General features: G+C 41.3%; 29 protein-coding genes. 20 read left to right on the forward strand and 9 right to left on the reverse strand.

Going from position 1 to position 26,124, the window contains the following annotated elements; all coding sequences use genetic code 11:
- Nucleotides 1-40: 40 nt before the first annotated feature.
- The 3 genes from purE to ACGTJS_RS06640 are packed head-to-tail and all read left to right on the forward strand — an operon-like array spanning nt 41 to nt 1,477.
- Entirely contained in the window at nt 41-574 is a 534-nt protein-coding gene (gene purE, locus ACGTJS_RS06630; RefSeq protein ID WP_315040749.1) for a 5-(carboxyamino)imidazole ribonucleotide mutase, read from the forward strand.
- A gap of 55 nt (nt 575-629) precedes the next feature.
- Entirely contained in the window at nt 630-812 is a 183-nt protein-coding gene (locus tag ACGTJS_RS06635) for a hypothetical protein (protein ID WP_410473199.1), read from the forward strand.
- 32 nt (nt 813-844) lie between these two features.
- Complete coding sequence (locus tag ACGTJS_RS06640) at nt 845-1,477, forward strand: regulatory protein RecX (protein ID WP_410473200.1); 633 nt, start codon at nt 845-847, stop codon at nt 1,475-1,477.
- A gap of 21 nt (nt 1,478-1,498) precedes the next feature.
- Here ACGTJS_RS06640 and ACGTJS_RS06645 read toward each other — a convergent pair whose 3' ends face one another.
- Nucleotides 1,499-3,613, reverse strand: coding sequence for an FAD-dependent oxidoreductase (locus tag ACGTJS_RS06645; protein WP_410473201.1), 2,115 nt, complete (start codon nt 3,611-3,613; stop codon nt 1,499-1,501).
- Between the two features lie 245 nt (nt 3,614-3,858).
- Between ACGTJS_RS06645 and ACGTJS_RS06650 the strand changes: the two genes are divergently transcribed.
- Nucleotides 3,859-4,482, forward strand: coding sequence for a c-type cytochrome (locus ACGTJS_RS06650; protein WP_410473202.1), 624 nt, complete (start codon nt 3,859-3,861; stop codon nt 4,480-4,482).
- A gap of 89 nt (nt 4,483-4,571) precedes the next feature.
- Complete coding sequence (locus tag ACGTJS_RS06655; RefSeq protein ID WP_315040738.1) at nt 4,572-4,940, forward strand: SirB2 family protein; 369 nt, start codon at nt 4,572-4,574, stop codon at nt 4,938-4,940.
- 23 nt (nt 4,941-4,963) lie between these two features.
- Here the strand turns inward: ACGTJS_RS06655 and ACGTJS_RS06660 are convergent, their stop codons facing one another.
- Nucleotides 4,964-5,662, reverse strand: coding sequence for an elongation factor P hydroxylase (locus tag ACGTJS_RS06660; protein WP_410473203.1), 699 nt, complete (start codon nt 5,660-5,662; stop codon nt 4,964-4,966).
- A 108-nt stretch (nt 5,663-5,770) separates the two neighbouring features.
- On the opposite strand from ACGTJS_RS06660, the gene ACGTJS_RS06665 reads away from it, so the two are divergent.
- The 7 genes from ACGTJS_RS06665 to ACGTJS_RS06695 all read left to right on the forward strand — a co-directional run bounded on the left by ACGTJS_RS06665 (nt 5,771) and on the right by ACGTJS_RS06695 (nt 11,091).
- On the forward strand, nt 5,771-6,310 hold the full coding sequence (locus tag ACGTJS_RS06665; RefSeq protein ID WP_315040732.1) for a YceD family protein: 540 nt from the start codon (nt 5,771-5,773) through the stop codon (nt 6,308-6,310).
- Between the two features lie 167 nt (nt 6,311-6,477).
- Nucleotides 6,478-6,663, forward strand: coding sequence for a 50S ribosomal protein L32 (gene rpmF / locus ACGTJS_RS06670; RefSeq protein WP_315040731.1), 186 nt, complete (start codon nt 6,478-6,480; stop codon nt 6,661-6,663).
- 256 nt (nt 6,664-6,919) lie between these two features.
- Entirely contained in the window at nt 6,920-7,906 is a 987-nt protein-coding gene (fabD, locus tag ACGTJS_RS06675; protein ID WP_315040729.1) for an ACP S-malonyltransferase, read from the forward strand.
- Entirely contained in the window at nt 7,903-8,634 is a 732-nt protein-coding gene (gene fabG, locus ACGTJS_RS06680; protein WP_315040727.1) for a 3-oxoacyl-ACP reductase FabG, read from the forward strand. The genes fabD and fabG overlap by 4 nt, the downstream gene beginning before the upstream one ends.
- A gap of 112 nt (nt 8,635-8,746) precedes the next feature.
- Entirely contained in the window at nt 8,747-8,986 is a 240-nt protein-coding gene (acpP, locus tag ACGTJS_RS06685) for an acyl carrier protein (protein ID WP_315040724.1), read from the forward strand.
- A 479-nt stretch (nt 8,987-9,465) separates the two neighbouring features.
- Nucleotides 9,466-9,612, forward strand: coding sequence for a hypothetical protein (locus ACGTJS_RS06690; RefSeq protein ID WP_315040721.1), 147 nt, complete (start codon nt 9,466-9,468; stop codon nt 9,610-9,612).
- Nucleotides 9,613-9,834: 222 nt separating this feature from the next.
- Entirely contained in the window at nt 9,835-11,091 is a 1,257-nt protein-coding gene (locus tag ACGTJS_RS06695) for an NRAMP family divalent metal transporter (protein ID WP_315040718.1), read from the forward strand.
- Nucleotides 11,092-11,154: 63 nt separating this feature from the next.
- Here ACGTJS_RS06695 and nfuA read toward each other — a convergent pair whose 3' ends face one another.
- Nucleotides 11,155-11,787 (reverse strand): Fe-S biogenesis protein NfuA, encoded by a 633-nt coding sequence (nfuA, locus tag ACGTJS_RS06700; protein ID WP_410473240.1) that lies wholly within the window; start codon nt 11,785-11,787, stop codon nt 11,155-11,157.
- 284 nt (nt 11,788-12,071) lie between these two features.
- On the opposite strand from nfuA, the gene ACGTJS_RS06705 reads away from it, so the two are divergent.
- The 5 genes from ACGTJS_RS06705 (at nt 12,072) to fadA (ending at nt 18,664) form a co-directional block, all read left to right on the forward strand.
- On the forward strand, nt 12,072-13,157 hold the full coding sequence (locus ACGTJS_RS06705; RefSeq protein WP_315040757.1) for a bifunctional nicotinamide-nucleotide adenylyltransferase/Nudix hydroxylase: 1,086 nt from the start codon (nt 12,072-12,074) through the stop codon (nt 13,155-13,157).
- Between the two features lie 236 nt (nt 13,158-13,393).
- The gene (locus tag ACGTJS_RS06710) at nt 13,394-13,669 is read left to right on the forward strand and encodes a hypothetical protein (protein ID WP_315040714.1); all 276 of its coding nucleotides are present in this window, start codon (nt 13,394-13,396) and stop codon (nt 13,667-13,669) included.
- A gap of 92 nt (nt 13,670-13,761) precedes the next feature.
- Nucleotides 13,762-15,162, forward strand: coding sequence for a nicotinate phosphoribosyltransferase (locus ACGTJS_RS06715; protein WP_315040712.1), 1,401 nt, complete (start codon nt 13,762-13,764; stop codon nt 15,160-15,162).
- Nucleotides 15,163-15,318: 156 nt separating this feature from the next.
- Nucleotides 15,319-17,466 carry a fatty acid oxidation complex subunit alpha FadB gene (gene fadB / locus ACGTJS_RS06720; protein ID WP_410473204.1) on the forward strand — a complete coding sequence of 716 codons (2,148 nt, stop codon included), beginning with the start codon at nt 15,319-15,321 and terminating at the stop codon, nt 17,464-17,466.
- Nucleotides 17,467-17,491: 25 nt separating this feature from the next.
- Entirely contained in the window at nt 17,492-18,664 is a 1,173-nt protein-coding gene (fadA, locus tag ACGTJS_RS06725) for an acetyl-CoA C-acyltransferase FadA (RefSeq protein ID WP_315040708.1), read from the forward strand.
- 78 nt (nt 18,665-18,742) lie between these two features.
- Here the strand turns inward: fadA and ACGTJS_RS06730 are convergent, their stop codons facing one another.
- Both ACGTJS_RS06730 and yhbY read right to left on the reverse strand, forming a co-directional pair.
- Nucleotides 18,743-19,369: a hypothetical protein gene (locus ACGTJS_RS06730; RefSeq protein ID WP_315040706.1), complete on the reverse strand. Its 627-nt coding sequence runs from the start codon at nt 19,367-19,369 to the stop codon at nt 18,743-18,745.
- 27 nt (nt 19,370-19,396) lie between these two features.
- Nucleotides 19,397-19,714 (reverse strand): ribosome assembly RNA-binding protein YhbY, encoded by a 318-nt coding sequence (gene yhbY / locus ACGTJS_RS06735; protein ID WP_315040704.1) that lies wholly within the window; start codon nt 19,712-19,714, stop codon nt 19,397-19,399.
- Between the two features lie 111 nt (nt 19,715-19,825).
- Between yhbY and rlmE the strand changes: the two genes are divergently transcribed.
- From rlmE to folP, 3 genes are all read left to right on the forward strand, one after another.
- Nucleotides 19,826-20,458, forward strand: a complete 633-nt coding sequence (gene rlmE, locus ACGTJS_RS06740; protein WP_315040702.1) for a 23S rRNA (uridine(2552)-2'-O)-methyltransferase RlmE — start codon at nt 19,826-19,828, stop codon at nt 20,456-20,458.
- Between the two features lie 183 nt (nt 20,459-20,641).
- A complete protein-coding gene (gene ftsH, locus ACGTJS_RS06745; protein ID WP_410473241.1) occupies nt 20,642-22,534 on the forward strand; it encodes an ATP-dependent zinc metalloprotease FtsH in 1,893 nt (630 codons plus the stop codon).
- A gap of 64 nt (nt 22,535-22,598) precedes the next feature.
- Nucleotides 22,599-23,480 carry a dihydropteroate synthase gene (gene folP, locus ACGTJS_RS06750; RefSeq protein ID WP_315040700.1) on the forward strand — a complete coding sequence of 294 codons (882 nt, stop codon included), beginning with the start codon at nt 22,599-22,601 and terminating at the stop codon, nt 23,478-23,480.
- Nucleotides 23,481-23,696: 216 nt separating this feature from the next.
- Here folP and tatC read toward each other — a convergent pair whose 3' ends face one another.
- From tatC to hisIE, 4 genes are all read right to left on the reverse strand, one after another.
- Nucleotides 23,697-24,431 carry a twin-arginine translocase subunit TatC gene (gene tatC / locus ACGTJS_RS06755; protein WP_410473242.1) on the reverse strand — a complete coding sequence of 245 codons (735 nt, stop codon included), beginning with the start codon at nt 24,429-24,431 and terminating at the stop codon, nt 23,697-23,699.
- A gap of 85 nt (nt 24,432-24,516) precedes the next feature.
- Entirely contained in the window at nt 24,517-24,996 is a 480-nt protein-coding gene (gene tatB, locus ACGTJS_RS06760; RefSeq protein ID WP_315040696.1) for a Sec-independent protein translocase protein TatB, read from the reverse strand.
- Between the two features lie 28 nt (nt 24,997-25,024).
- Complete coding sequence (gene tatA, locus ACGTJS_RS06765) at nt 25,025-25,249, reverse strand: Sec-independent protein translocase subunit TatA (RefSeq protein ID WP_410471531.1); 225 nt, start codon at nt 25,247-25,249, stop codon at nt 25,025-25,027.
- A 48-nt stretch (nt 25,250-25,297) separates the two neighbouring features.
- Nucleotides 25,298-26,107 (reverse strand): bifunctional phosphoribosyl-AMP cyclohydrolase/phosphoribosyl-ATP diphosphatase HisIE, encoded by an 810-nt coding sequence (hisIE, locus tag ACGTJS_RS06770; RefSeq protein ID WP_410471532.1) that lies wholly within the window; start codon nt 26,105-26,107, stop codon nt 25,298-25,300.
- Nucleotides 26,108-26,124: the final 17 nt, after the last annotated feature.

The following is a 26,124-nucleotide window of genomic DNA, read 5'->3' on the forward strand; positions in this document are numbered from 1 at the left end:
GGAGGACGTCAACTTAAAAATTAAATTATAAGGATTTATCATGTCCAACCAACTACCACCCCCAATCGTCTCGCCACAAGGCTCACCAAAAGTCGGCATCATCATGGGCAGTCAATCCGACTGGGAAACCATGCAACACACCGCCCAAATGCTTGCTGATTTTGGCGTACCGTTTGAATGTGAAGTGGTGTCCGCCCACCGCACGCCAGACCGCCTATTTGACTATGCTAAAAGTGCAAAATCTCGTGGTTTAAACGTCATTATCGCAGGGGCAGGCGGAGCGGCTCACTTACCGGGAATGTGTGCGAGCCAAACGGATTTGCCTGTGCTTGGCGTGCCTGTCAAATCGTCTATGTTAAGCGGTTGGGATAGCCTGTTGTCCATCGTGCAAATGCCAAAAGGCGTGGCGGTGGGAACGCTTGCCATCGGTACGGCAGGGGCGTTTAATGCAGGGCTGTTGGCGGTGCAAATGCTTGCCATCAGTGATGAAAACCTTGCCAAACAAGTCAGCGAATTTCGTGCCAAACAAACGCAGATGATTTTGGATAATCCAACGCCAGGAATTATTAAATAATCATTTTAATTAAATAGTTATTTTAATTAATGTTAAAAATTATTAAGGTATCGCTATGTATCAACGCACTGCATTACTTGTTGTCAGCTTGATAACATTAGGTTTGACAGGTTGTCAAAGCCTTACAAAACAAAACACAAGCGAACGACCCACAATATATCAACTTGAGCCACATACTCAAGTCGTCCCTGCTGAACCACCTGCACAAGTGATAAAACAATCTGTGAACACACCTTAAGCCACCCATGAGTTGAGAATGATTTAACAAATATGAATGATTTATTAAAAAATATTGAAAATCAACTCATGATGGACGAAGAACGCCAAGCCTACCACGCCAAAATCAAAGGCGAAAGCTATATGCGGTGGTTGGCGTTTTATTATCTTGGCAGGCGAGAACATTCTCAAAAAGAACTGCGAGAAAAACTTCTTGCCAAAGACTGCGACAGCGAAGCGGTGGAAGCGTTACTGATTGAATTTGCCAACGAAGGTTATCAATCCGATGAACGCATGACATCAGCCCTTATCAAAGACAGTATCGGCAAAAAACATGGCACGATTCGCATTTTTCAAACCCTAAAAAAACATGGGCTAACCACTATTTCATCAGCCAGTCAAATCAATACGTGGATAGCAGACCACAACGATTTTTTTAATGATTTAATCTTAAATGATATTGAAGAAAATTTTCAAGATGATGATAACGATGTTGGTAACAATGATTATGAAGTGGATTGGCTTGCCCAAGCGGTAGAAGCTCGTGTGCGAAAATATGGCGACAGTATCCCCACCGACCCCAAAGAAAAAGCCCGTCAATTGCGGTTTTTGCAATATCGGGGCTTTGCGATGAATATTTGTTTTGATGCGTTAAAATATGATTTAACCACAGTTCACGAAAGTTAAAGAATTATTAGTTACAACAATCTACAACATCGCCCCAATTTCTGCCCCTTCACGAATGGCACGTTTGGCATCAAGCTCGCCTGCCAGTTTTGCCCCACCAATCAGATGATATTGGGCGGTCAAATTATCGCTGACATCAGGCATTAAGTCATTCACCGACTCTTGCCCTGCACACACCACAACGGTATCCACTCTCAATAACTGACTATTGCCGTCCGCATTTTTTATCCAAATACCTTCGTTGGTGATTTTTTCATAGTTGATGTTGTTGATTTGAATGACGTTGTGGTTTTTGATACTGGCACGGTGTACCCAACCTGATGTTTTGTTTAAATTCGCCCCCAAACGTCCTTTTTTGCGTTGCATAAGATACACTTCACGTTTTGGCGTGATTTTGGTTGGCGTTGCCAATCCGCCTTCGCTGCCATAATCGGCTTGTTGGGCGACACCCCATTCCGCTCTCCAATCTGTAATGCTTTGTGGGGTAGGGGCTTTGTCGTTTTGGATTGTACTTGCGTCGCAGGCGTGATTTGATGTCAAAAATTCACTCACGTCAAAACCAATACCGCCAGCACCGATAACAGCGACTTTTTGCCCAGCTTGTTTTTGCCCTGATAACAGTTCAGCATAGCTGATAACGTGGGGCAAATCCGCCCCTTGAATGGTAAGTTTGCGTGGGATTACGCCTGTTGCGATAATCACATCATCAAATTTTTGATTTTCCAGTTCAGTTTTGCTGACTTTGTGGTTTAATTTAACATCAATGTTTAATTTTTTTAATAAATTGTTAAAATAACGAATGGTTTCAAAAAATTCTTCTTTACCATTAATCACTTTGGCATAATTAAACTGACCACCGATTTTGTCTTGGGCTTCAAACAGCGTAACATTGTGTCCACGTTGAGCCAACACAGTAGAAGCCGACAAACCTGCCATACCTGCCCCCACGACAGCGATTTTTTTAGCTTTTTTGACAGGTTTATACACCAGTTCGGTTTCGTAACAGGCTTGCGGATTGACAAGGCAACTGGCACGTTTGTTTTCAAAAATATGGTCAAGGCAGGCTTGGTTACAGGCGATACAGGTGTTAATCAGATGGGTTTGCCCTGTTTCGGCTTTGTTTACCCAGTTTGGGTCTGCCAAAAACGGACGTGCCATTTGTACCAAATCTGCCGTTTCATTTGCCAACAATTTTTCGGCAGTATCAGGCATATTGATACGATTGGCGACCATGACAGGGATTTTGACATGACGTTTGACTTCGGCGGTAAAATCGGCAAACCCTGCTCTTGGCACAGATGTAACGATGGTTGGCACACGAGCTTCATGCCAGCCAATGCCTGTGTTAATGATGTTTACGCCAGCATTTTCTAGGGCTTGGGCGATTTGGATAACTTCGTCCATCGTGTTGCCATTTGGCACTAAATCAATCATAGAAAGCCGAAAGGTAATGATAAAATCTGTACCGACCGTGTCACGAATGGCTTTGACAACGCCAAGTGGAAATCGCATACGGTTTTCAAGGCTACCACCATAGTTATCGGTGCGTTGATTGGCATTTGGGCTTAAAAATTGGTTTAACAAATAGCCTTCCGACCCCATGATTTCCACGCCATCATAACCTGACATTTTGGCAAGTTTGGCAGTATGGGCAAAATCTTCAATGGTGGACAAAATATTACTTTCGCTCATTTGTCTGGGTTTAAACATAGAAATCGGCGATTTTATCGGACTTGCCGATACCACAAAAGGGTGAAAACCATAACGCCCACTGTGTAGAATTTGTAAAATCAATTTGCAATCATGCTGATGAACCGCCTTTGTCAAACGCCGATGGTTTATCACATCAGCCGTTTGGTTCAGCGTACCGCCAGCAGGGGTGAGCCAGCCTTCACGATTTGGGGCGATACCGCCTGTGATAATCATCGCCACGCCACCTTTGGCACGCTCGGCAAAATAACTGGCAAGTTTGCCATAGTTAAAAAAACGGTCTTCAAGCCCTGTGTGCATTGACCCCATGACGATACGGTTTTTGAGCGTGGTAAAACCTAAATCAAGCGGTGTAAAAATATGTGGAAAATCAAGGTTTTGTGTGTTAATCGTTTGCGAATTAGTCGTTTGGCGGTTAGCTGACATGATAATTCCTTTTTTTTGACAAAATAAAAATAGTTTATTTTAACAGTTAAACGCCAAAATTTTGATAAATTTTTGCTAAAAATACCTTAAAAAATATAAACGCTTAAGTCATTTTTTACATTACGAAACATTTTTTTAGAAAATGTTAAAAATTTGTTACTAAATTGTCTGTTTAAATCATAAAAAATTTGCTATACTAAAAAATCTATCACCCCAAAAAGCCAGCAGACATTAAGGAATATGCCATGCAAGCCATTAAAATTTTTACCCCATTGTTGTTAAGTGTTGCCTTATTTGGTTGTAACCAAGCCAAAGACACCGCAACCGACACAGCAAACAAAGCCGTAGATACCGCCACCACTGCGGTAAATACAACCGCAAGTGCTGTTAGTAACAGTACCCAAGCGGTCGGTTCAGCCGTGAGCGAAACTGCCAGTGCTGTTGTTAATACAACTACAAGCGTTGCCAACGCAACCGCCAATGCCGTCAATCCGAACATGACCCCTGCCGAACATCAAGACGCTCGTGAAGACATCATGAAACAATACGGCAGAACCAGCAAAGCCTTGCGTGGTATGACAGAAGACCCAGCCAAATTTAACGCTGACGAACTCAAAAAACACGTTGAAACCCTAAAACAAGACCCTTGGGGACATTTCCCAGACACTGCCAAAGGCGGTGATGCGAAAGAAGAAATCTGGATAAATCCTGCTGAATTCCAAGCTCAAGTTGACAAATACAAAACAGCTGTGAGTGCTTTAGAGACTGCAGCAGCCAATGCGACCAGCATTGACGCAGTCAAAGCCCAAATCGGTGATGTTGGTGCAAGCTGTAAATCTTGCCACGAAAAATTCAAAGAAGACAATTAATATTGTTTGTTTTGCCAAATTTGGTTATCATAACGACCTACAATTTACCCAAATTGTAGGTTTTTTTGTTGTTTTTTTAAAGGGCCTTTATGAAAATTTTTCACATGATAATGGTGCTGTTGGTGTTGTGCCTGTTTTTATACCAATTTATGATGGTGTATTTTTTGGACGGTTTGGACGCACTTCGCACCAAAACCCAAAAAATTGTCGGGCATAGTTTTTATTGTTTGCTGATTATTTCAGGCGTTTTGACTGTTATGCCGTTGGTAAAAGTGATTGGCGTACCGCATTGGGTGATTGCCAAATTTGTGTTACTGATGGTCGCCATCTCCGCCACCATCAAAGCCACTCGTGCCACCACCACGATAAAACAAGCCAAAGTCGGTTTGTTTTTGGCATTGATTGCTTATACAGGCATATTGACGCTTGCGGTGATAAAACCGACCAATTTGTTTTAAGTTTTAACAGATTGATTTTAAAATTATTTTTTTAAAAAATTGCGTTCAATATCGCCCACTGTTAAAGCAAACGGACGCAGTTTTGCCAAATGTTGTAACAAAACTTTGGCATCAGTCGGCAATTTTTCGCCTGTTTGCCAAAAATGTATCGCTTGGCGTTTGACATCGTTTGCAAAGGTGCTTTGACTGGTGTCAAAATCGGCAAACAAGTTGTCCTGCGACACGCCAAACCGCTTGCCACAGCTTAACGTCAATAAACATTCTATCGCTTGTGGCACGATTTCCACTTTTTCAAAGTCGGCTTGTTGTTGCTCATTGCGACCGTCTGGGGCGTACCAATAGCCAAAATCATTCAATTGTCGGCGTTTTTTGCCTGCCACGCACCAATGGCTGATTTCGTGCAAACAACTGGCAAAAAATCCGTGAGCAAACACGATTTTGGCAGGTTTGCTGTCGGTTTTTGCAAAATATTCTGGCTCATGCTCGCCACGCACCAGAATGGTATCATGATGGCTAAACCATTGATTAAAATGAAAAATCAACCAATCTACTTGCTGTTTTTCATTATAAAGCCAACAAAATTTGGCAAAATTAATGTCTTTTTGAAATGAAAAGCGTTCAAAAAAATCGTAATAAACCACCGTATCCGAATGGTTATCCGCTACGCTAAAACCTGTCAAAAACGGCAAATAAACACCGTCAAAAATCGCAAAATGTCGCATACTGACCCAACGTGATGAAATATTGGCAAAAAATTGTAAATATTATACATTTTTTTTGGCAAAAACTGTTAAAATATCCTGATAAAAGCCAACAAAATGAATGATAATATGACAAATAACAAAACATTAGACAAATATATTGACTTAGCTAAATGGGAAAATAATGATGATAATCATTATCATTGGCAAGGCGAGATTGCATTGCAAGATTTTCCCCGCTTGATTGAATTGGCGGACGACACACACGACAATAGCGAATCGTTAAAAGTGGAATTGAGCGTCAAAAAGAATGGCGATGTCATCATGTGGCGTTTAACCACAACAGGCACGCTGTGGCAGACTTGCCAACGTTGTCTTGAGCCTGTGGCGACAAGCCTTAATACCGATAGCGAAATGGCATTATTAACCAAAGAAAGCCATGTCGGACTGTTGGACGAAGATACCGAATTTTTGTTTGTTAATGAATTAACCGATGATAACCGTCTGTATCTACTTGCCATGATTGAAGATGAATTGTTGGTAGATTTGCCATTGTCATCAAAGCATGATGACTGTGAAATGGCGGTGAGCCAAGTTGGTGAATTTGTTGCCGATGTGGAAGAAAAAGACAATCCATTTGCGGTGTTGGCAGGGTTAAAATTGTCCTAAGGGACGTTTTGACTGCAAAAATTTACAAAAAATCCCAATAAAGGCTTTTTTCTTGGCAAGTTTTTGGGTATAATACAGCGTTTATATATTTACCCATTTTTCTTGAGTTGTTTTTTAACTTAACTTTAAGATAAATTAACTTATTTAGAAGCACAGGAGCTAACCTCATGGCTGTTCAACAAAATCGTAAAAGCCGTTCACGTCGTGATATGCGTCGTTCACATGACCACATGATTGTAAACGCAATTGCTACTGACAAAGAAACTGGCGAAAAACATATCCGCCATCACGTGACCAAAGACGGTTTCTACCGTGGTCGTAACTTGTTCGCTGTAAAAGCTGTTGCTGAATAATTCGCAACGGCCGTACGTCAGTCAAGTAAGATAGCATGATATAACGTGAAAAATGTTGAGTAATCGCATTTTTCGCCGACAAGAAGATTGGTGTTAGCAATGGCATCAATCTTTTTTTATGAAAAAATTTGTGTCAAAATTTATTTATCTTTTCAAAAACAAATAGATAACGAAATTGTTAGAAAAGTTTACAAATGTACACTTGAAATTTTTTTAACTTCTTTTACAATACTCTCAAAAATTAAAAGCTAATATTATGGTAGAACAATTATCCACACCAACACAAAAAGCCCGTTATGCAGTGATTTTTCCAGGGCAAGGCTCTCAAACTATCGGCATGCTCAAGGATTGGGCTGAAACTTACCCACAAGTGTTATTAACCTTTAAAGAAGCCAGCGATGGGCTGGGCTTTGATTTGTGGGCGGTGTGTCAAGGTGAAGACAGCGAGCGAGATCTTGATGATACGGCATTTACGCAACCTGCGTTATTGACCGCAAGCATTGCGATTTGGCGGGTGTTGGTAGACCAGTTACGCATTTCGCCTTGTTATTTGGCGGGGCATTCGTTGGGTGAGTACAGTGCGTTGTGTGCCAGTGGCGTGATTGGGTTTAAAGATGCGGTGCGTTTGGTACATCATCGTGGACAGTATATGTTTGAAGCTGTCAAAGACCAAGACACCAAGATGTCTGCGGTATTAGGGCTTGATGATGAGCAAGTTCGCTTGATGTGCGAACAAGTAGAAGCCGTTGATGATGATGCGATTGTAAGCCCTGCTAATTTTAATGCAGTGGGGCAAGTGGTGATTGCAGGCAATGCGTTGGGCGTTGATTTGGCAAATGAGCAAGTGGTAAGTCTTGGCAATCGTTCGGTTGCATTAAAAGTCAGCGTGCCGTCACATTGTCGTTTAATGCAACCTGCCAGCGAAAAATTGGCAGAAGAATTAAACAATATTACCTTTTATCCGCCCAAAATTCCTGTGATTCAAAATCGCTATGCCAGAGTAGAAGCGGACACGCATGCGATTAAACAGGCGTTGATTGAACAATTAAGTATGCCTGTGATGTGGTCGGCAACCCAAAACAAACTGGCGGACAAACACGTGCATTTTCAAATTGAATGTGGCAGTGGCAATGTTTTAACCAATTTGGCAAAACGTCAAGCCGAAAAAATCACCACCATTGCCACCGACAAAGTAACAAAAATCAGCGAGATACAACAATTGTTAACGGAGAATAATGTATGAGCCGACAAATCGCACTGGTAACAGGTGCAAGCCGTGGCATTGGCAAAGCCATCGCCCAGCGTTTGGCTGATGAAGGCTATTTTGTGATTGCCACCGCAACGAGCGAAAAAGGCGTGGAAGTTATTGACGAATATTTAAATGAATCAGGCGGTATTGGACGTTTGCTTGATGTGCGTGATAAAGAAGCGATTGACAGCCTTTTTGAAGAAATTGAAAGCGTGTATGGCGGTGCGATTCATGTATTGGTAAACAATGCAGGCATTACTCAAGACGGCTTACTCATGCGAATGGACGACGGTGCGTGGGAAGATGTGGTAGATATTAACCTAACCGCCATCTATCGCATGAGCAAACGTGCCATTCGTGGCATGATGAAAGCTCGCACAGGACGCATTATTAACATCACATCAGTGGTCGCCCAAATGGGGAACGCAGGACAGACCAACTATGCCGCCACCAAAGCGGGCGTAGAAGGTTTTACCCGTTCGCTCGCTCGTGAAATCGGCTCTCGCCAAATCACCGTAAACTGTGTCGCCCCCGGTCTGATTGAAACTGATATGACATCAGAGCTTGATGAGCGATTGATTAATTCTATGTTGGACGCTGTGCCATTAGGACGTTTGGGTCAGCCTCAAGACGTGGCAGCAGCGGTCAAATTTTTAGCCAGCGATGAAGCAAGCTACATCACAGGCAGTGTACTAGCCGTAAACGGCGGTATGTATATGTAATCATTAAGATTTTTTATTAACAAACTTAAAAAAAATTTACTTTAAAAATTTGGCTAAGCGTGTTAAGATGATGTCTTAAAAAACTATTTTACTCACAAACAGGAGAATTCGTATGAGTAATGAGATTGAACAAAAAGTGAAATCAGCCGTTGCTGAGCAACTAGGCATTGATGCAGCAGATATTAGTAACGAAGCTTCATTTATGGAGGATTTGGGTGCGGACTCGCTAGACTTGGTAGAGTTGGTAATGTCATTTGAAAATGAATTTGGTTTAACCATTCCTGATGAAGACAGTGCCACATTGACAACCGTACAAAAAGCAGTGGATTATATCCAAGCAAAGCTTGCTTAATTGGTTTGTATGGATAAAAACTCTTAAATCATTTGGTTTAAGGGTTTTTTTGATAAAAATAAGGCTCTAGACTAGCAACACAACCCATGCTAGGCTAGAAACATGAAAGGGACAAGAATGGCAAATTTATCAGCAATATTGCAAGCAAATTCGCCAAGAGTATCAACACGTTTTTATACTTTTTTACCAAATTGGTAGAAAAAGGCATTAAAAAGTTTTATGAAACGAAAACGCCTTTATTTTAGCGATGAATTTTTTGCGAAATATGAAACAAACGCACGCCACAATATTCAGCGTGAAATCCAGCAGTTAGCATTTTTTTAAAATTATTGCTTGAAATTCGTTTTTTTTGGTGCTAATATGTTTTTAAAAATGTATTGAAAATATATCTTTTTAAGTTTTGTATTTCAGTTTCGTAATATTTTGATGAATACACTTTTTATACAGCCATCTTTTTTAAACCTTATAAGGAATATACCATGAGCGAACAAACCCAAAATACACAATCACAGCAACAAAACGAACAAGACCAAACGCAAGCCCAAGTCTTTGACCCAAAAGCGCCAAAGCCTGAAGTAACGGAAGCCAGCCCATGTTGTGGTGGCTGTGGTGGTAGCGGTCATTGATAGCTTGTATGTTGATTTTATAACGCATTGATTTTAAAAGAGCCAAATTGTTATTTGGCTTTTTTTGTGGTTATTATTCCAATATTTTTAATACTCATTAACAAAAAAGAATATATAAATTAGGTAACTTTGGCTTGTGAATTTTTAATTTTTTGTTATCATTGCCTACATTTTTATTACTTTTATTTATAAGACTTTGTTAATAAAATTTTGGAGTATTTGATGACAACGCAAACAACTGCCAATTCATCAAAAATGAATTGGCAAATTTTTGGACCGGGTATTTTGATGGCATCAGCTGCCATTGGTGGCTCGCATTTAATTGCCTCAACCCAAGCAGGGGCTTTGTACGGCTGGCAATTAGCGATTTTTATTGTGCTTGCCAACGTGTTTAAATATCCATTTTTCCGTTTTGCCACTGACTACACTTATGACGCTAACAAAACCCTAGTGCAAGGCTATGCTGACAAGGGCAAGGCGTATTTGTGGGTGTTTTTCTTTATGGCGTTTGTGGCAGGGATTATTAACACAGGGGCGGTTGCCATGCTGTGTGCGGTGATTTTGGGGGCGATGTTGCCCGAAGCGTGGACATTGTCCATTCCTGTGTTATCGGTGATTACTATCATCATTAGCTGGTTGTTTTTGGTGGCAGGTCATTATAAATTGCTTGATGGTTTGACCAAATGGATTGTTATTTCTTTGACGGTAACGACTTTGCTTGCGGTGGTGATTGCTATGGGTAAGCCGTCTGTGGTTGCGCCAGATTTTGTGCCTGCAAGCCCTTGGAATTTGGCAACGTTGGGTTTTATTGTGGCACTCATGGGCTGGATGCCTGCTCCGATTGAGATTTCGGCTTTGACATCAACTTGGACGGTGGCAAAACGCCGTGATAATCCAGCCATCACGCACAAACAAGGCTTACTTGATTTTAACGTGGGTTATTGGACTTCGGCAATTTTGGCGTTGGTGTTTTTGGCACTTGGTGTACTGGTGCAATACGGCTCCGGGCAAGAGATTCAGCTTGCTGGCGGTAAATATGTGGGGCAACTTATCAGTATGTACACCCAAACCATTGGTGAATGGTCAAGATTTTTGGTGGCGTTTATTGCCTTTATGTGTATGTTTGGCACGACCATCACGGTGATTGATGGCTATGCCCGTGTTAATGCCGAAGCGGTACGAATTGTCAGCAAAAAAGCACAAGTGAGCAAAATGGCGTTAAATGGCTGGCTGACGTTTTTTAGCGTGGCAGGGTTGGTGCTGATTTTGTATTTTGGCTCACAATTAACCATGATGTTAAAATTTGCCATGATTATGGCGTTTGTGGCAGCTCCTGTGTTTGCATGGTTAAATTACAGCCTTGTGCGTGAACGTGAAAACTTGCCAATGTGGTTACGTGGTTTGTCATGGGCGGGCTTGGCGTTTTTGACAGGGTTTGCGGTGCTGTTTTTGTTAAACTTTTTTGGCATTTTGGCATAAACTTTAAAAACAGCAAATAAAAAAGGCTAAATCAATATTTAGCCTTTTTTTTATCAAAAACAATTATTTATAAAACGCATTTGCCGTATAGCTATGGTCAGTTTCATCAATGACTTGTGTAAGTTCTGGGATTTGTTGCTTTAAGGTAACTTCCACGCCTTGACGCAAGGTCATATCCACAGCCGAACAGCCTTGACAGCCACCGCCAAATTTTAACACGGCAGTAATGCCAACGCCGTCTTCTTCTACCAAATCCACCAACTGCACATTACCGCCATGTGAAGCTAGATTTGGGTTAATTTCGGTAATTAACACATAGTTAATACGCTCTTCAATGCTGGCATTTTCGCCGACTTTTGGCACTTTTGAGTTGGGTGCTCTAAAGGTTAATTGTCCGCCAAAACGGTCTTTGTTGTAGTCAATCACTGCATCTTCAAGATACGGAATTGATGGCGAATCAATATAAGCGGTAAAGGTTTCGTATTCAAGTTTTAAATCGTCAGGGTTGTGCTCGTTCGGCTGACTGTACGCCATACAGCACTCGGCTCGTGGCGTGCCTGCGTTTTCCACAAAAATACGCACGCCAATCCCGTCAGTTTCTTGTTTGGCAAGCAGTTCGGCTAAGTAGGCTTGGGCTGGCTCGGTGATTTTGATGTTGGTGGTTTTTTCTTGATTTTGGGTTTGTTCAGACATGATTTTGCTCTTTTTTCGTTTTTGTCAAATGAAATAAGTTGAGTAAAATACTCGGATTTTGATATTGTTTATCATATTATGGCATTTAAAATATATTTATCAAGCAAATTATGCGAAAAATTGTGGTTAATTTAACCAATCAAATTTGACTAAATTTACAATAATCACAAAAAAATCCCTTGATTTTTATGTGAAAAATATAGCATTATAGAGTAATTTTTCTTTTATGCTTTTCTTTTACGCCATTAGATAGACCGATGGCGACTTTAACCGCAAGGAGTTTGCGAATGACAGAGCAATTTCATACCGATGAGACGTTAGAGCCGACCAACCGTTTTGCCCCTGCCAAAAATAGCAAAGGCTATCGTTTTGATTATCTGATTTTTATTGGGCGGTTTCAGCCGTTTCATCTTGGGCATAAGTCGGTGGTGAACGAGGCGTTAAAACTTGCCGAAAATGTGATTATGCTGATTGGTTCGGCAAATTTGCCAAGAAGTATCCGCAATAGTTTTAGCGTAGCGGAACGCAGTCAGATGATTTTGGGGGCGTTTTCACCAGAGCAAGCCAAGCGTATTCACTGTGTGGGGCTTGATGACGCTTTGTATAATGATAACCGTTGGTTGCAATATGTGCAAGCGTGCGTGAAGTCGGTAACAGGTGATTTGTCGGCAAATATTGGTTTGATTGGACATTCAAAGGACAGTTCGTCTTATTATTTGTCATTATTTCCAAATTGGCAATCGGTCGCTGTGCCAAATTTTCAAGATTTGTCGGCAACGCCGATTCGTGAGGGTTTTTTGTTGGGGGCTGACCCTTTGGTAGATTTAGTGCCAGAATCTACTGCCCAAGTGATGAGAGCCTTTAAACAAACTGAAGATTTTGAGCAGTTACACAAAGAGGCAGGTTTTATTGACAAATACAAAAAACAATGGGATAACGCACCGTATCCGCCAACTTTTATGACGGTAGATGCGGTCGTAGTGCAGTCTGGGCATATTTTGTTGGTGGAAAGACGTGGTATGCCAGGGCAAGGTTTGTGGGCGTTACCGGGGGGATTTGTAGACCCCAAAGAAACTTTGTTTGATGCCTGTATTCGTGAGTTGCGTGAAGAAACTCGCCTAAAAGTGCCAGAGGCGGTTTTGCGTGGTTCTCGTCATAGTCAGCATACGTTTGATGACCCGTACCGCTCGGCTCGTGGACGTACGGTTACGCAAGCATTTTATTTTCAATTAAAAAATGACCCTAAAGGTTTGCCCCCTGTCAAAGGTGGTGATGATGCGTTAAAGGCGTTTTGGTTGCCGTTGGCAGAGTTAAAATCGGATAAATTGTTTGAAGACCATTATGCGATTATTTGTAAAATGATGGGCTTATAATTTACAAACTAATTGATTAAAAAAGAAAAAATTATGAATGCCTTAGCCGAAACTTACCATTACAGCACAGATGAAGAAGTTTTTGCTCAGTGATGAGATTACGTTTGAAAGTATTGGCTTGACGGTGAATGTAACCGATATTTATGAAAAAGTGGATAATGGCGATGTGCAAAATGGTTAGAGCAATTGGCGAATGTCGCAACAAATCCGATTGATAATGAATAAGGAAAAATAAAATGTTATTTTGGAAATCACTTTATTTAACCTTGTTTGTTTTGGGATTTGGTTTGTTTGTGATAAGTTTTATTTCCCCAAATGCTTTGTTTGGTTGGGGCATGGCTCTGATGCTGGTTGCAGTAATTATTCAACAAATAATTAAACATCTATATACTGATGTCCGTATGCCAAAATCTCCCGAATTAGCACAATTGAAACAACTAAAAAACCAACAAGATAATAGTCGTATTAATTTGTTAATGGATTTTTTTCGGTTTTGTTTCGGTAAAACGTAGATACAAAAATAGATTTTATCAAAAAATTTTAGCCCCAAACTGAAAGACGGTTTGGATTTTTAGCGAAAGCGAATCAACAGAGGAGTTCTGTGATGTTTACCAACAACTTTAATAACTTTATCCTAAACACAGACAGCTACAAAACGTCCCACTGGCTACAATATCCGCCAAACACCGAATATGTGTCCAGCTATATTGAGGCTCGTGGTGGTAACAACAGCTTTGAAAACGTGCTGTTCTTTGGGCTACAAGCCTATATCAAAGAATACCTAAGCAAACCCATCACCCAATCAGACATTGACGAAGCTAAAACGATTTTTTCGGCTCATGGCGTGCCGTTTAACGAAGCAGGTTGGCAACGCCTGATTGACAAACATCAAGGCTATTTGCCATTGCGAATCCAAGCTGTGCCTGAAGGCATGGTAATCCCAACAGGGCAAGTATTATGCCAAGTGGTGAATACCGACCCTGAATTTTTTTGGCTAACCAGTTATATTGAAACATCGCTGTTGCGTGCGATTTGGTATCCATCAACGGTGGCAAGTTTGTCATATTATTGTAAACAGTTAATTAAGGCAGGCTTAGAAAAATCGGCGGATAATTTGGACAGTTTGCCGTTTAAATTGCACGATTTTGGGGCAAGAGGCGTATCAAGTTACGAATCATCAGCGTTGGGCGGATTGGCACATTTGGTAAATTTTTTGGGAACAGATACGCTGTCGGCGATAGTTGCGGGCAATCGTTGGTACGGTATGAGTGAAGAAATGTCGGCTTTTTCTATCCCTGCTGCCGAGCATAGCACCATGACCGCTTGGGGACGTGAGTACGAGGCGGACGCTTATGCCAATATGCTGTCGCAATTTGGTGAGGCGGGCAAGACGTTTGCGGTGGTGAGTGATAGTTATGATTTGTGGAAAGCGATTGACAATATTTGGGGCGGTGAATTAAAAGAACAAGTCAAAAACACAGGCGGAACGCTGGTAATTCGCCCTGATAGTGGCGACCCGATAAAAGTGGTGCGTGAAGCCTTGCAACGACTTGCAGCAAAATTTGGCACAACGCTAAATACTAAAGGTTATAAAATTCTACCAAGTTATATCCGTTTAATTCAAGGCGATGGCATTAATCCGACCAGTATCCAAAAAATCCTTGATGCGGTAACGTCAGCAGGATTTAGCACCGAAAACATCACCTTTGGTATGGGTGGCGGATTGTTACAACAAATCAACCGTGATACGCTCGGTTGGGCGATGAAAACCAGCAGTGCCAGAGTGGACGGCTACTGGCGAGATGTGTACAAAGACCCGATTACCAGTGTGAGCAAACGCAGTAAGCGTGGGCGATTGGCATTGGTTCATCATCAGGGCAGTTATATGACGGTGCGAGAAGATGAGCTTGCCGAGCAAAATAACATTTTGCAAGATGTATTTTTAAATGGGGAATTGTTGATTGATGATGATTTGACAACCATTCGGGAACGCACCAAGCATTAAACAATCGCAAACAAATAAAATGACTAGTTAGTCAGTTGCATTCATGCAATTTATCCCAAAAATAACCTAAACTATCTATGTTTTTATTTTTATTAAAACCAAACGTTTGTTTTTGCTTGCAAAGACAAACCATTACCATAACTCAAGGAGTTTATTATGATTTATCAAGGAAATAGCATCACGGTTTCACGCCTTGATGATGGCATTGTCAAATTTCATTTTGATAACCAAACGGAATCGGTGAATAAATTTGACCAAAAAACCAACCAAGAATTTGACGAAGCGATTAAAGCGTTAGAAAGCACGGCTGACGTAAAAGGTTTAATCGTAACATCAGGCAAAAAGGTATTTATCGCAGGGGCGGATATTACTGAATTTGTAGAATATTTTAACAAACCAGAAAGCGAAATTGAAAGTTGGATTGTTGATATTAATAAAGTGTTTAACCGTTTTGAAGATTTGCCATTTCCAAAAGTTGCGGCGATTAACGGTGCAGCGTTGGGCGGTGGTTGCGAAATGACGCTTGTGTGTGATTATCGTGTGATTAGCGATAAAGCGACTATTGGCTTGCCTGAAATCGGTTTGGGTATTTTTCCAGGGTTTGGTGGTTCGGTGCGTACGCCACGCCTTATCGGTATTGACAACGCATTGGAATTGATTGCCAATGCAAAACCGATTAAGCCTGCTGTGGCGTTAAGCATGGGCTTGGTTGATGCGGTGGTAACAGCGGAAAACCTTGAAAAATCAGCGATTGAAACCGTGAAAAAATGTATCGCAGGTGAATTAGATTGGCAAGCTCGTCATGCGGAAAAAGTCAATCCTGTAAAACTTAACCAACTTGAACAAGCAATGGCGTTTAACTCAGCAAAAGGCGTGCTATTGGCAAAAGCCAACCCAGCGCAATATCCTGCACCAAAAATTGCGTTAGATACGATTGAAAAACACGTTAATTTAAAACGTGATGAAGCGTTGTTGATTGAAGCAAAAGGTTTTGCCAAAGCTGCCAAAACCCCACAAGCAACAAGCCTAGTTGGTCTATTCTTAAACGACCAAGTAGTCAAAAAACTTGCCAAAAAACACAGTGCCAAAGCCCACGACATCAAACAATCTGCGGTGCTAGGTGCAGGTATTATGGGCGGTGGTATCGCTTATCAATCGGCATCAAAAGGCTTGCCAATCATCATGAAAGACATCAAGTCAGAACAGCTTGACTTAGGCATGGGCGAAGCGAGCAAACTTTTGTCAAAAGAAGTGGAACGTGGCAAATTAACCCCTGCCAAAATGGGCGAAATGCTAAGCCGTATCCGTCCAACGTTAAATTACGGCGATTTTGGTGAAACGGATATTGTCATTGAAGCGGTTGTTGAAAATCCAAAAATCAAAAAAGCCGTGTTAAAAGAAGTTGAAGGCTTGGTGAAAAATAATGCGATTTTGGCATCAAACACTTCAACGATTTCTATTACCGAGCTTGCGACCGCACTAGACCGCCCAGAAAACTTTGTCGGTATGCACTTTTTTAACCCTGTTCACCGTATGCCGTTGGTGGAAGTCATTCGTGGCGAAAAATCAAGTGAAGAAGCCATTGCGACTACTGTTGCATTAGCTGAAAAAATGGGTAAGGTGCCTGTTGTCGTAAACGATTGTCCGGGTTTCTTGGTAAATCGTGTGTTGTTCCCTTACTTTGGGGCGTTTGATTTGTTATTAAAAGACGGTGCGGATTTTGTGCAGATTGACAAAGTTATGGAAAAATTCGGCTGGCCAATGGGTCCTGCGTATTTGATTGACGTGGTCGGTCTTGATACAGGCGTTCACGGTGCAGAAGTGATGGCGGAAGGTTTCCCAGACCGTATGAAGCCTGACTTTAAAGGCAGTATTCAAGCCTTGTTTGAAGCCAATCGCTTGGGTCAAAAAAATGGCGTTGGTTTTTATAAATACGAAATTGACAAAAAAGGCAAACCTGCAAAAAAAGCTGACTCTACAACGCTTGAAGTTATCAAACCTGTGGTTGATGCGTCAAAAGCCTTTGACGACCAAGAAATCATTGACCGCATGATGCTAACGCTTTGTAACGAAACGGTTCGTTGCTTAGAAGACAATATCGTGGCAACCCCAGCAGAAGCGGATATGGCGATGATTATGGGTATTGGTTTCCCACCGTTCCGTGGTGGCCTATGCCGTTACATTGACCAAGTTGGCGTGAGCGAGTTTGTGGCGTTATGCGATAAATATGCCCATCTTGGCAAAGCGTACGAAGCCCCAGAATTGCTAAAACAAATGGCAAAAGACGGTAAAACTTTTTACTAATTAGAATAATTAAAAGGAAAAAACCATGACAACATTAAGTCCAAAAGACGTAGTAATCGTAGATGGCGTACGCTCTGCGATGGGAAAATCAAAAAACGGTATGTTCCGCAACGTGCGTGCCGACAACCTATCAGCCGAAGTCGTTCGCCAATTATTAAAACGCAACGAATTTGATTTAAACCTTGTAGAAGACGTGATTTGGGGTGCGGTAAACCAAACCCTAGAACAAGGCTGGAATATCGGTCGCCATATCGGTCTATTAGCAGGTATCCCAAAAACCGCAGGCGGTCAAACTGTAAACCGTCTATGTGGTTCATCAATGCAAGCATTGCACACAGCCGCCGCCCAAATTATGACCAATCAAGGCGATGTATTTATCATCGGTGGCGTGGAACACATGGGACACGTCAGCATGATGCACGGTGTGGACTTGAACCCACAAGCGTCAAAACACTATGCCAAAGCGTCAAACATGATGGGTCTAACCGCAGAAATGCTTGGACGTTTAAACAACATCAGCCGTGAAGAACAAGACGCATTTGGCGTACAATCGCACAAACGTGCATGGGATGCAACTGTAAACGGTCGCTTTAAAAAAGAAATCGTAGGCGTAGAAGGACACGACCAAGACGGCAACTTGCAACTTTGCACTGTGGACGAAGTCATTCGCCCAGATGCCAATTTGGAAGCCTTCCAAGCGTTACGTCCTGTTTTTGACCCAAAAAACGGTACAGTAACAGCAGCGACTGCATCAGCATTATCAGACGGTGCGTGTGCGATGCTTATCATGTCAGCCCAAAAAGCCAAAGATTTAGGCTTAAAACCACGTGCTAGAATTCGTGGCATGGCAGTAGCAGGTTGTGATGCGGCGATTATGGGTTACGGCCCTGTTCCTGCAACGCAAAAAGCGTTAAAACGTGCGGGCATGAGCATGGACGACATTCAAACGATTGAATTAAACGAAGCGTTCGCCGCTCAAGGTTTATCAGTGATGAAAGGCTTAAACATCAGCGATAAACAAGACATCATCAATCTAAACGGTGGTGCAATCGCATTAGGACACCCACTTGGCTGTTCAGGTGCGAGAATTACCACAACCTTGCTAAATGTGATGGAACAACAAGATACCCAAATCGGTCTTGCTACCATGTGTATCGGTCTTGGTCAAGGTATTGCGACCATCATTGAGCGTGTGTAATAAAAGCACTTTGACAAAAAAACCTACCAGATTGTTGGCAGGTTTTTTTATTTTTATAACAAAAATTTTTAAGAAATTTTAAAAATTTTGCCAAAAATCTTTGTTGTGAAAATCAGGTGGATTGGCATGGTTCACGGCATAAAAAATCGGTTCGCCTTGTTGATACAAAATTACGCAAGGATTGATTTTGGTAAGCTGTAAATCTTTTGGCAAAACAATCTCAAAACCAAATGTGGATAAAAAATTCAGATTTGCCAATGATGTATCATCATTGATAGCAATATTTTTCACATGAAAATTTTGAACATTGATTTGCTGTTTTTGCCAATTAAATTGTAATTGTTCGGTCGCTCGTGGTGGCATTTGTTTTGGCGTACGATAATCATCAAAATGATACAAAGCATACGCACCGTTTGGACTGGCATTAATTTCAAAATATTGTTGATTATTGATTTGAATAAAACATTCTAAACAATTTTTTTTCCATAAATAATCCGTTGCTTTGACATTATTTTGTGAAAAATCATCAAAATCAATGGCATGAGTGGATAAAATTTGGTAATTTAAATTTAACAAAAATTGATTATTTTCGCCATTTTGTTGCAATTCACTTTTAACCAACACAACCGCAAAATCCGATTGTGCTGAATGTTCTGCAATCGGATTTAAGCAAAAAGTGTTGGATTTAAGCGTTTTATTTGTCATTTTTTTTAAAAAATACTTTAATAAAAATTAACCAAAACGAACCAAATTGGACAATTTTGGATTGGCTTCAGGATTTTCACGCAGTAGCAACACCACACGCCCGATACTATTAATCAGCGTTGAACCTGTCGCCTCGGCGATTTGCTCGGCGACTGCTTCACGTTCATCTTTACTGCCTGCTGGGATTTTGACCTTAATCAGCTCGTGGTCGTTTAACGCACGAGCGATTTCTTCAATCACTGTATCGGTCAGACCGTTGCCACCGATAATCACCACAGGATTTAGATGATGTCCTATACCTTTTAAATGTTTGATATCAGCGTTGCTTAATGTTTTGTTTGACATAAAAACCCTTTGTTAAAAATATAAAAATAACTGCCATTATAGCACAAACCTTTTGGCAAAATATGGTAAAATAATAGCAATTTTGTGTGAAAAAACTTAAAAAAGGCAATTATGGCAACCCGAATTACCAACAAAAAACTGTCTAAAAGTAGCCGAGCGTGGATGAAAGAACACTTGGACGACCACTATGTCAAACTCGCCCAACGTGATGGCTACAGAGCCAGAGCCGCGTATAAGCTATTGGAAATTAACGATAAATTACAACTCATCAAAAAAGGCATGACGGTGGTGGACTTGGGTTCTGCCCCTGGTAGCTGGTCGCAAGTGGCGGGAAAATTGGTCGGTGATAATGGTAAATTGATTGCGTCTGATATTTTGCCGATGGATACGCTTGAAAATGTTACCTTTATTCAAGGTGATTTTCGTGAGCAAGAAGTTTTTGACAAAATCATGGACGAAGTTGATGGCAAAAAAGTAGATGTGGTGCTGTCTGATATGGCTCCCAATACGTCTGGTTTTACGGCGGTAGACCAGCCACGCATGATTTATTTATGCGAGCTTGCGATGGATTTTGCCAGTCAAGTTTTGGACGAAGGTGGCACGCTGATTATCAAAGTATTTCAGGGCGAAGGTTCGGACGAATTGCGAAAACAAATGCAACAAACCTTTAGAAAAGTACGCAGTATAAAGCCTGCGGCATCTCGTGCTAGGTCAAAAGAGATGTACTGGGTAGCAACGATGTGATATGTTAAAAATAAACGCTTGTTTGTTTTTAAGGTTGAATTGGTAATAATTACCATTTTACAACAGTTTTTTTGCTTGATAATCATTTTTCAAGCCTTATATCATGCTATATTATATAATTGACATTTTACAACATTAACAATTATCAATCGATAAATAGGATAGGACATACCCGTGAGCGACATGGTAAAAAATACCTTATTATGGTTTGCAGTGATTTTTGTGTTGGTTGCTGTTTTTAGCAATTTTGACACAAAAAATGAACCTGATAAGCTCAATTATTCCCAATTTGTTACCCAAGTCAGTGGCGACAAAATAAAAAGCGTCAAAATTGATGGCGAGCATATCTCAGGCGAAACCAAAAGTGGCGCAACCTTTGAAACGGTACGCCCTGCGGTAACAGATACCGAGCTTATGCCAAAACTGATTAAGCACAACGTGGAAGTACAAGGGGCAAGCCCTGAACGCCAAGGCGTGATGATGCAGTTGTTGATTGCCAGTTTTCCTGTGCTGTTGATTATCGGTTTGTTCTTATTTATCATGCGAAATATGAATGGTGGCGGTAGTAGTGGCGGTGGTCGTGGTTTTGGCCCGATGAGTTTTGGTAAATCCAAAGCCAAAATGCTGACCGAAGACCAAGTCAAAGTTACCTTTGCTGATGTCGCAGGTTGTGAAGAGTCCAAACAAGAAGTCACCGAAATCGTGGACTTTTTGCGAGACCCAGAAAAATTCACCAAATTGGGTGCGACCATTCCTCGTGGCGTATTGATGGTAGGACCTCCTGGTACTGGTAAAACTTTGCTTGCCAAAGCGATTGCAGGGGAAGCCAAAGTACCGTTTTTTAGTATTTCAGGTTCTGACTTTGTTGAAATGTTTGTCGGTGTCGGTGCAAGCCGTGTGCGTGATATGTTTGAGCAAGCCAAAAAGAACGCCCCTTGTATCATTTTTATTGATGAGATTGATGCGGTCGGTCGCCATCGTGGTAACGGCATGGGTGGCGGTCATGATGAACGTGAACAAACCTTAAACCAACTGCTTGTTGAAATGGACGGTTTTGAAGGCAATGATGGTGTGATTGTGATTGCGGCAACGAACCGTGCTGATGTGCTGGATAAAGCCTTGCTACGTCCAGGTCGTTTTGACCGTCAAGTCAGTGTCGGCTTGCCAGATATCAAAGGTCGTGAAGAAATTTTGCGTGTTCATCTTAAAAAATTGCCTGCAACCGTTGGCGTGGATATCCGCACGTTGGCTCGTGGTACACCGGGCTTTAGTGGGGCTCAATTGGCAAATCTTGTCAACGAAGCCGCTTTGTTCGCTGCTCGTGGTAACAAAGTTTCAGTGGATATGAACGACTTTGAAAATGCCAAAGACAAGTTATTTATGGGCCCTGAGCGTAAATCGATGGTATTGCGTGAAGAAGAACGCCGTGCCACTGCCTATCACGAAGCAGGTCATGCACTGGTTGCCGAAATGCTACCAAATACCGACCCTGTGCATAAAGTTACCATTATGCCACGTGGTTGGGCGTTGGGCGTAACGTGGCAGTTACCAGAGCAAGATGCGATTAGCAAATACAAAGACGGTATGTTAAACGAATTGTCAATCTTGTTTGGCGGTCGTATCGCTGAAGAAATCTTTATTCATCAACAATCAACAGGTGCGTCAAACGACTTTGAACGTGCGACCAAAATGGCTCGTGCAATGGTAACAAAATACGGTATGTCAGAAAAAATGGGCGTGATGGTCTATGAAGATGACGACAATCAAGGCTATTTCCCAAGCCGTACCATCTCAGAAGCGACCCAACAAAAAGTCGATGATGAAGTTCGCCGTATCCTAGAAACGCAGTACAATATCGCTCGTGAAATCATTGATGCCAATCATGACAAAATGCACGCCATGGTTGAAGCCTTGATGAAATGGGAAACCATTGACCGAGACCAATTACAAGACATCATGGCAGGCATTGCCCCACGTGAACCAAAAAATTACCAAGAGCCAATCAAGGTAAATTTTGAAAAAGATGTTACACCAACAGGTGGTTCAAGTTTGCCACCGCCATTGCCAGCGATGTAATATTTAACCAAAAAAACCGTTATGAAAAATAGCGGTTTTTTGTTTTTTTTGTTAAGGCTAAAAAATGCAACTTTACCCAATTCCAAATTTTCACATCACTTATAAGAACCAAACCTTAAACCTATCAACACCGCATATTATGGGGATTTTAAACGTAACGCCTGACTCATTTTCGGACGGTGGTAAACATAACGACCTTGACAATGCCGTCCGCCATGCCGAACAGATGATAAAAGACGGTGCAACCATTATTGATGTCGGTGGCGAAAGCACACGCCCAAACGCAAGTGCCGTGAGCGAAAATCAAGAGCTTGACCGAGTGGTAAAAGTCGTAGAAAAAATCCGCCAAAATAGCGATGATAATATTTGGATTTCGGTGGATACCAGTTCGCCTGTTGTGATAAAGGCGTGTAGCGAAGTGGGAGCAGGTATTTGGAATGACGTGCGAGCTTTAACACGTCCCAACGCTATACAAATGGCGAATGCTTTGCAAATTCCTGTTATGCTCATGCATATGCGTGGCGAGCCGACCACCATGAATAACTTGGATAATTATGAAGATATTTTTCAAGATGTATTAAATGAATTACAACAACGCATTGATGACGTAACGTCAGGAGGTGTTAAACGTGAAAATTTAATCCTTGATGTTGGTTTTGGTTTTGCCAAAAATTATCAACAAAATTTACAATGGCTGAATGAGTTTTATCGGTTACATCAGTTTAATTTGCCTGTGATGGTGGCGTTATCTCGCAAGCGATTTATTGGTGAAGTATTAAATAAAGTTCATCTAAATAATGATGTTAGTGATCGTGATGAAAGTAGCATGGTGGCAGGGCTGTTGGCGGTGCAACAAGGGGCGTGTATCGTGCGGACGCATAACGTGTTGATGATGAAAAAAGGCTTGGCAATGTGGCAAGCATTATCGGCTAATTTGCCCAAGTAATGTTGTTAATTTAAGAACCTGTATTCACAATATTGCGCAGTAAAGTTTTACAGGTTTTTTAATAAATATTTATTTGTTTTTGCATGAAAAATGGCTAAATCTTGCGGCTTGATGTCAAAAACTTACCTGATAGAATGACTATCAGTCTGCGTTTTTTCCTTGAAAAGCTGGCGATTTATCGCATTTTTCATTGCAAAAACGTTGTGAATACAGGTTCTAAGCAGTTTGATTATCCGATGTGATTTCTTTTTTTTCTTTTACCAAAAATTTTGCCAAAATCAGCCCAAGTTCAAACAACAAACACATCGGAATTGCCAATAAAATCATGGAGAAACCATCAGGTGGCGTAACGATTGCCGAAATGCCAAAACACGCCACGATGATATAACGGCGTTTGTCTTCCAGCGATGCGACCGACACCACACCTGCCAGCACCAACAACAAAGTCAAAATCGGAATCTCAAAAGTCGCCCCAAACACCAAAAACAGCTTTAACACAAAGTTTAAATAACTGTCAATATCGGTCATCGGCAACACATTGTCAGGCGAAAATTTGATAAAAAATGCCAAAACTCTGTTTAACACCACATAATAAGCAAAGGCAATCCCCGCATAAAACAAGCCAATAGACGACAACAAAATTGGCAGGGCAATGCGTTTTTCATGTTTATACAAAGCGGGGGCGACAAACGACCAAATCTGATACAAAATATACGGCATGGCGATAAACATGGCGACATACAATGTCAGCTTAATCGGTGCTAAAAAGGGCGATGTGATATCGGTGGCAATCATGTTAGAATTGGTAGGTAACAAGGAAACCAACGGCGTAGAAAAAATATCGTAAATATCACGAGCAAAGCCGACTAACGCCAAAAAAATCACCAAAACTGATACCAAAATATGAATAAAATGTCGGCGTAATTCAATCAAATGCTCGGTCAAAGGCATATCCGCCAACTTTTCATCTAGGGCGATATCGTCTTGTTGTTTGGTTTGGGCGATTTGTTCAGGGGGTTTTTTGGTTTTTGTGAGTTTAAACATGGTCTGCCCCTGTGGTATTTGGTGCAGTTTGATGGTTAAACATCAGTTTGTCTGCTTGATAATTGGGCAAAAATGGGGCATTGGGCAATCGTCTTTTTTTGTCATAATCACCCAACAAAAACCAAGTGTTTAACATGGGAGCGGTGTTTGTATGTTGAGCGTTGAGCGTTTGATTTAGGCTATGTTGTTGATTTTCTTGTAATTCATGAAAACTGGTTCGCAAAGCGTCCATTTCTTTTTTCATGTCTGCTTCGGCTTGGCGGATTTTGGCGAGTTCTTCTTGCATTTGTTTGCGAGTTTCTGCCAAGTCAAGCTCTGCCTCAATTTCACTTTGTAAAGTGGCAACTGTTCGGCGGAATTTGGCATAATAGCGTCCCGCCGTGCGAACAGCATGGGGTAGCTTTTCAGGGCCTAGCACAACTAGGGCAATAATACCAAACAACAAAAGTTCGGAAAAACCAATATCAAACATTTAACTTTTCTTAAATTTGTCAAAAATTTTAAACGTTTTGTTTGTCTTGATTGGTCTGATTCACAGGCGTGCCGTTGCTATTATGCTCAATGACACGGCTTTTGTGTTCTTCATTTTCATCACGCACCGCATCTTTAAAGCCTTTGACCGCACCGCCCAAGTCTTTGCCTGCGTTTTTGAGTTTTGATGTGCCAAAAATAGCGATGACGACCACCGCAAAAATCAGCCAGTGCATAATTGAAAAACTACCCATAACGAATCCTTTATATATCAAAAATTTAAATCATTATACCATACACATTTATGATTGTGTGCGAGCATTTTTTTCATCAATGCCCGACAGCCCAAAACGGCGTGCCAACTCATCTGTGACGGCGGTAACTGGTATATTAAACCATGCCAATGTTACCATTGTATGAAACCACACATCAGCAATTTCATAAATCACGTCAGAACGGTTGTCCGCATTTGCTTCAATTTGCAAATCTTTACTGGCGATGATGGCTTCGGTCGCTTCTTCGCCGACTTTTTCCAAAATTTTATTAAGTCCTTTGTCATACAAACTTGCCACATAGGACGATTTTGCGTCCGCTGTTTTGCGTTCGTTTAATACTTTATCAAGTTTTGTTAAAATATCTTGTGAGCTGTTATCAATATTTTGGGTAAACGTGTGAACATTGGTATTTTTTTCATCATCGCTCACGCTTAACGCATCAACGATTTGGTAAATTTCACTTGGGTCTTTTAACACCTCATCAACTACTTGCCAACGATTTTCGCCATTGTCATCAGTTAATAAACGGTAAAAACATGACGCACGCCCCGTATGACAAGCAATGCCACCGATTTGGGTAACGACAAGCACAATCACATCGGCATCACAATCAAGGCGGATTTCGTGAACTTGTTGAAAATGTCCTGAACTTTCGCCTTTGTGCCAAAGTTTGTTACGAGAGCGAGAAAAATACACCGCTTGCTTAGTGTCGGCGGTGAGTTGCAATGCTTCACGATTTTGCCACGCCATCATCAAAATCCGCCCTGTTGCTTTGTCTTGTGCAATCGCAGGGATTAAACCTTTTTCATCAAAATTTACACTGTCAAGCCAATTCATAATCAACCTTTGTTTGT

This window comes from Faucicola mancuniensis (assembly GCF_046523945.1).
Lineage (GTDB): Bacteria > Pseudomonadota > Gammaproteobacteria > Pseudomonadales > Moraxellaceae > Faucicola > Faucicola mancuniensis.

Excerpts from the sequence above, each read along its gene's own strand:
- purE (WP_315040749.1), top strand. The coding sequence starts at position 41 with ATGTCCAACCAACTACCACCCCCAATCGTCTCGCCACAAGGCTCACCA.
- ACGTJS_RS06635 (WP_410473199.1), top strand. The coding sequence starts at position 630 with ATGTATCAACGCACTGCATTACTTGTTGTCAGCTTGATAACATTAGGT.
- ACGTJS_RS06640 (WP_410473200.1), top strand. The coding sequence starts at position 845 with ATGAATGATTTATTAAAAAATATTGAAAATCAACTCATGATGGACGAA.
- ACGTJS_RS06645 (WP_410473201.1), bottom strand. The coding sequence starts at position 3,613 with ATGTCAGCTAACCGCCAAACGACTAATTCGCAAACGATTAACACACAA.
- ACGTJS_RS06650 (WP_410473202.1), top strand. The coding sequence starts at position 3,859 with ATGCAAGCCATTAAAATTTTTACCCCATTGTTGTTAAGTGTTGCCTTA.
- ACGTJS_RS06655 (WP_315040738.1), top strand. The coding sequence starts at position 4,572 with ATGAAAATTTTTCACATGATAATGGTGCTGTTGGTGTTGTGCCTGTTT.
- ACGTJS_RS06660 (WP_410473203.1), bottom strand. The coding sequence starts at position 5,662 with ATGCGACATTTTGCGATTTTTGACGGTGTTTATTTGCCGTTTTTGACA.
- ACGTJS_RS06665 (WP_315040732.1), top strand. The coding sequence starts at position 5,771 with ATGACAAATAACAAAACATTAGACAAATATATTGACTTAGCTAAATGG.
- rpmF (WP_315040731.1), top strand. The coding sequence starts at position 6,478 with ATGGCTGTTCAACAAAATCGTAAAAGCCGTTCACGTCGTGATATGCGT.
- fabD (WP_315040729.1), top strand. The coding sequence starts at position 6,920 with ATGGTAGAACAATTATCCACACCAACACAAAAAGCCCGTTATGCAGTG.
- fabG (WP_315040727.1), top strand. The coding sequence starts at position 7,903 with ATGAGCCGACAAATCGCACTGGTAACAGGTGCAAGCCGTGGCATTGGC.
- acpP (WP_315040724.1), top strand. The coding sequence starts at position 8,747 with ATGAGTAATGAGATTGAACAAAAAGTGAAATCAGCCGTTGCTGAGCAA.
- ACGTJS_RS06690 (WP_315040721.1), top strand. The coding sequence starts at position 9,466 with ATGAGCGAACAAACCCAAAATACACAATCACAGCAACAAAACGAACAA.
- ACGTJS_RS06695 (WP_315040718.1), top strand. The coding sequence starts at position 9,835 with ATGACAACGCAAACAACTGCCAATTCATCAAAAATGAATTGGCAAATT.
- ACGTJS_RS06705 (WP_315040757.1), top strand. The coding sequence starts at position 12,072 with ATGACAGAGCAATTTCATACCGATGAGACGTTAGAGCCGACCAACCGT.
- ACGTJS_RS06710 (WP_315040714.1), top strand. The coding sequence starts at position 13,394 with ATGTTATTTTGGAAATCACTTTATTTAACCTTGTTTGTTTTGGGATTT.
- ACGTJS_RS06715 (WP_315040712.1), top strand. The coding sequence starts at position 13,762 with ATGTTTACCAACAACTTTAATAACTTTATCCTAAACACAGACAGCTAC.
- fadB (WP_410473204.1), top strand. The coding sequence starts at position 15,319 with ATGATTTATCAAGGAAATAGCATCACGGTTTCACGCCTTGATGATGGC.
- fadA (WP_315040708.1), top strand. The coding sequence starts at position 17,492 with ATGACAACATTAAGTCCAAAAGACGTAGTAATCGTAGATGGCGTACGC.
- ACGTJS_RS06730 (WP_315040706.1), bottom strand. The coding sequence starts at position 19,369 with ATGACAAATAAAACGCTTAAATCCAACACTTTTTGCTTAAATCCGATT.
- yhbY (WP_315040704.1), bottom strand. The coding sequence starts at position 19,714 with ATGTCAAACAAAACATTAAGCAACGCTGATATCAAACATTTAAAAGGT.
- rlmE (WP_315040702.1), top strand. The coding sequence starts at position 19,826 with ATGGCAACCCGAATTACCAACAAAAAACTGTCTAAAAGTAGCCGAGCG.
- ftsH (WP_410473241.1), top strand. The coding sequence starts at position 20,642 with ATGGTAAAAAATACCTTATTATGGTTTGCAGTGATTTTTGTGTTGGTT.
- folP (WP_315040700.1), top strand. The coding sequence starts at position 22,599 with ATGCAACTTTACCCAATTCCAAATTTTCACATCACTTATAAGAACCAA.
- tatC (WP_410473242.1), bottom strand. The coding sequence starts at position 24,431 with ATGCCTTTGACCGAGCATTTGATTGAATTACGCCGACATTTTATTCAT.
- tatB (WP_315040696.1), bottom strand. The coding sequence starts at position 24,996 with ATGTTTGATATTGGTTTTTCCGAACTTTTGTTGTTTGGTATTATTGCC.
- tatA (WP_410471531.1), bottom strand. The coding sequence starts at position 25,249 with ATGGGTAGTTTTTCAATTATGCACTGGCTGATTTTTGCGGTGGTCGTC.
- hisIE (WP_410471532.1), bottom strand. The coding sequence starts at position 26,107 with ATGAATTGGCTTGACAGTGTAAATTTTGATGAAAAAGGTTTAATCCCT.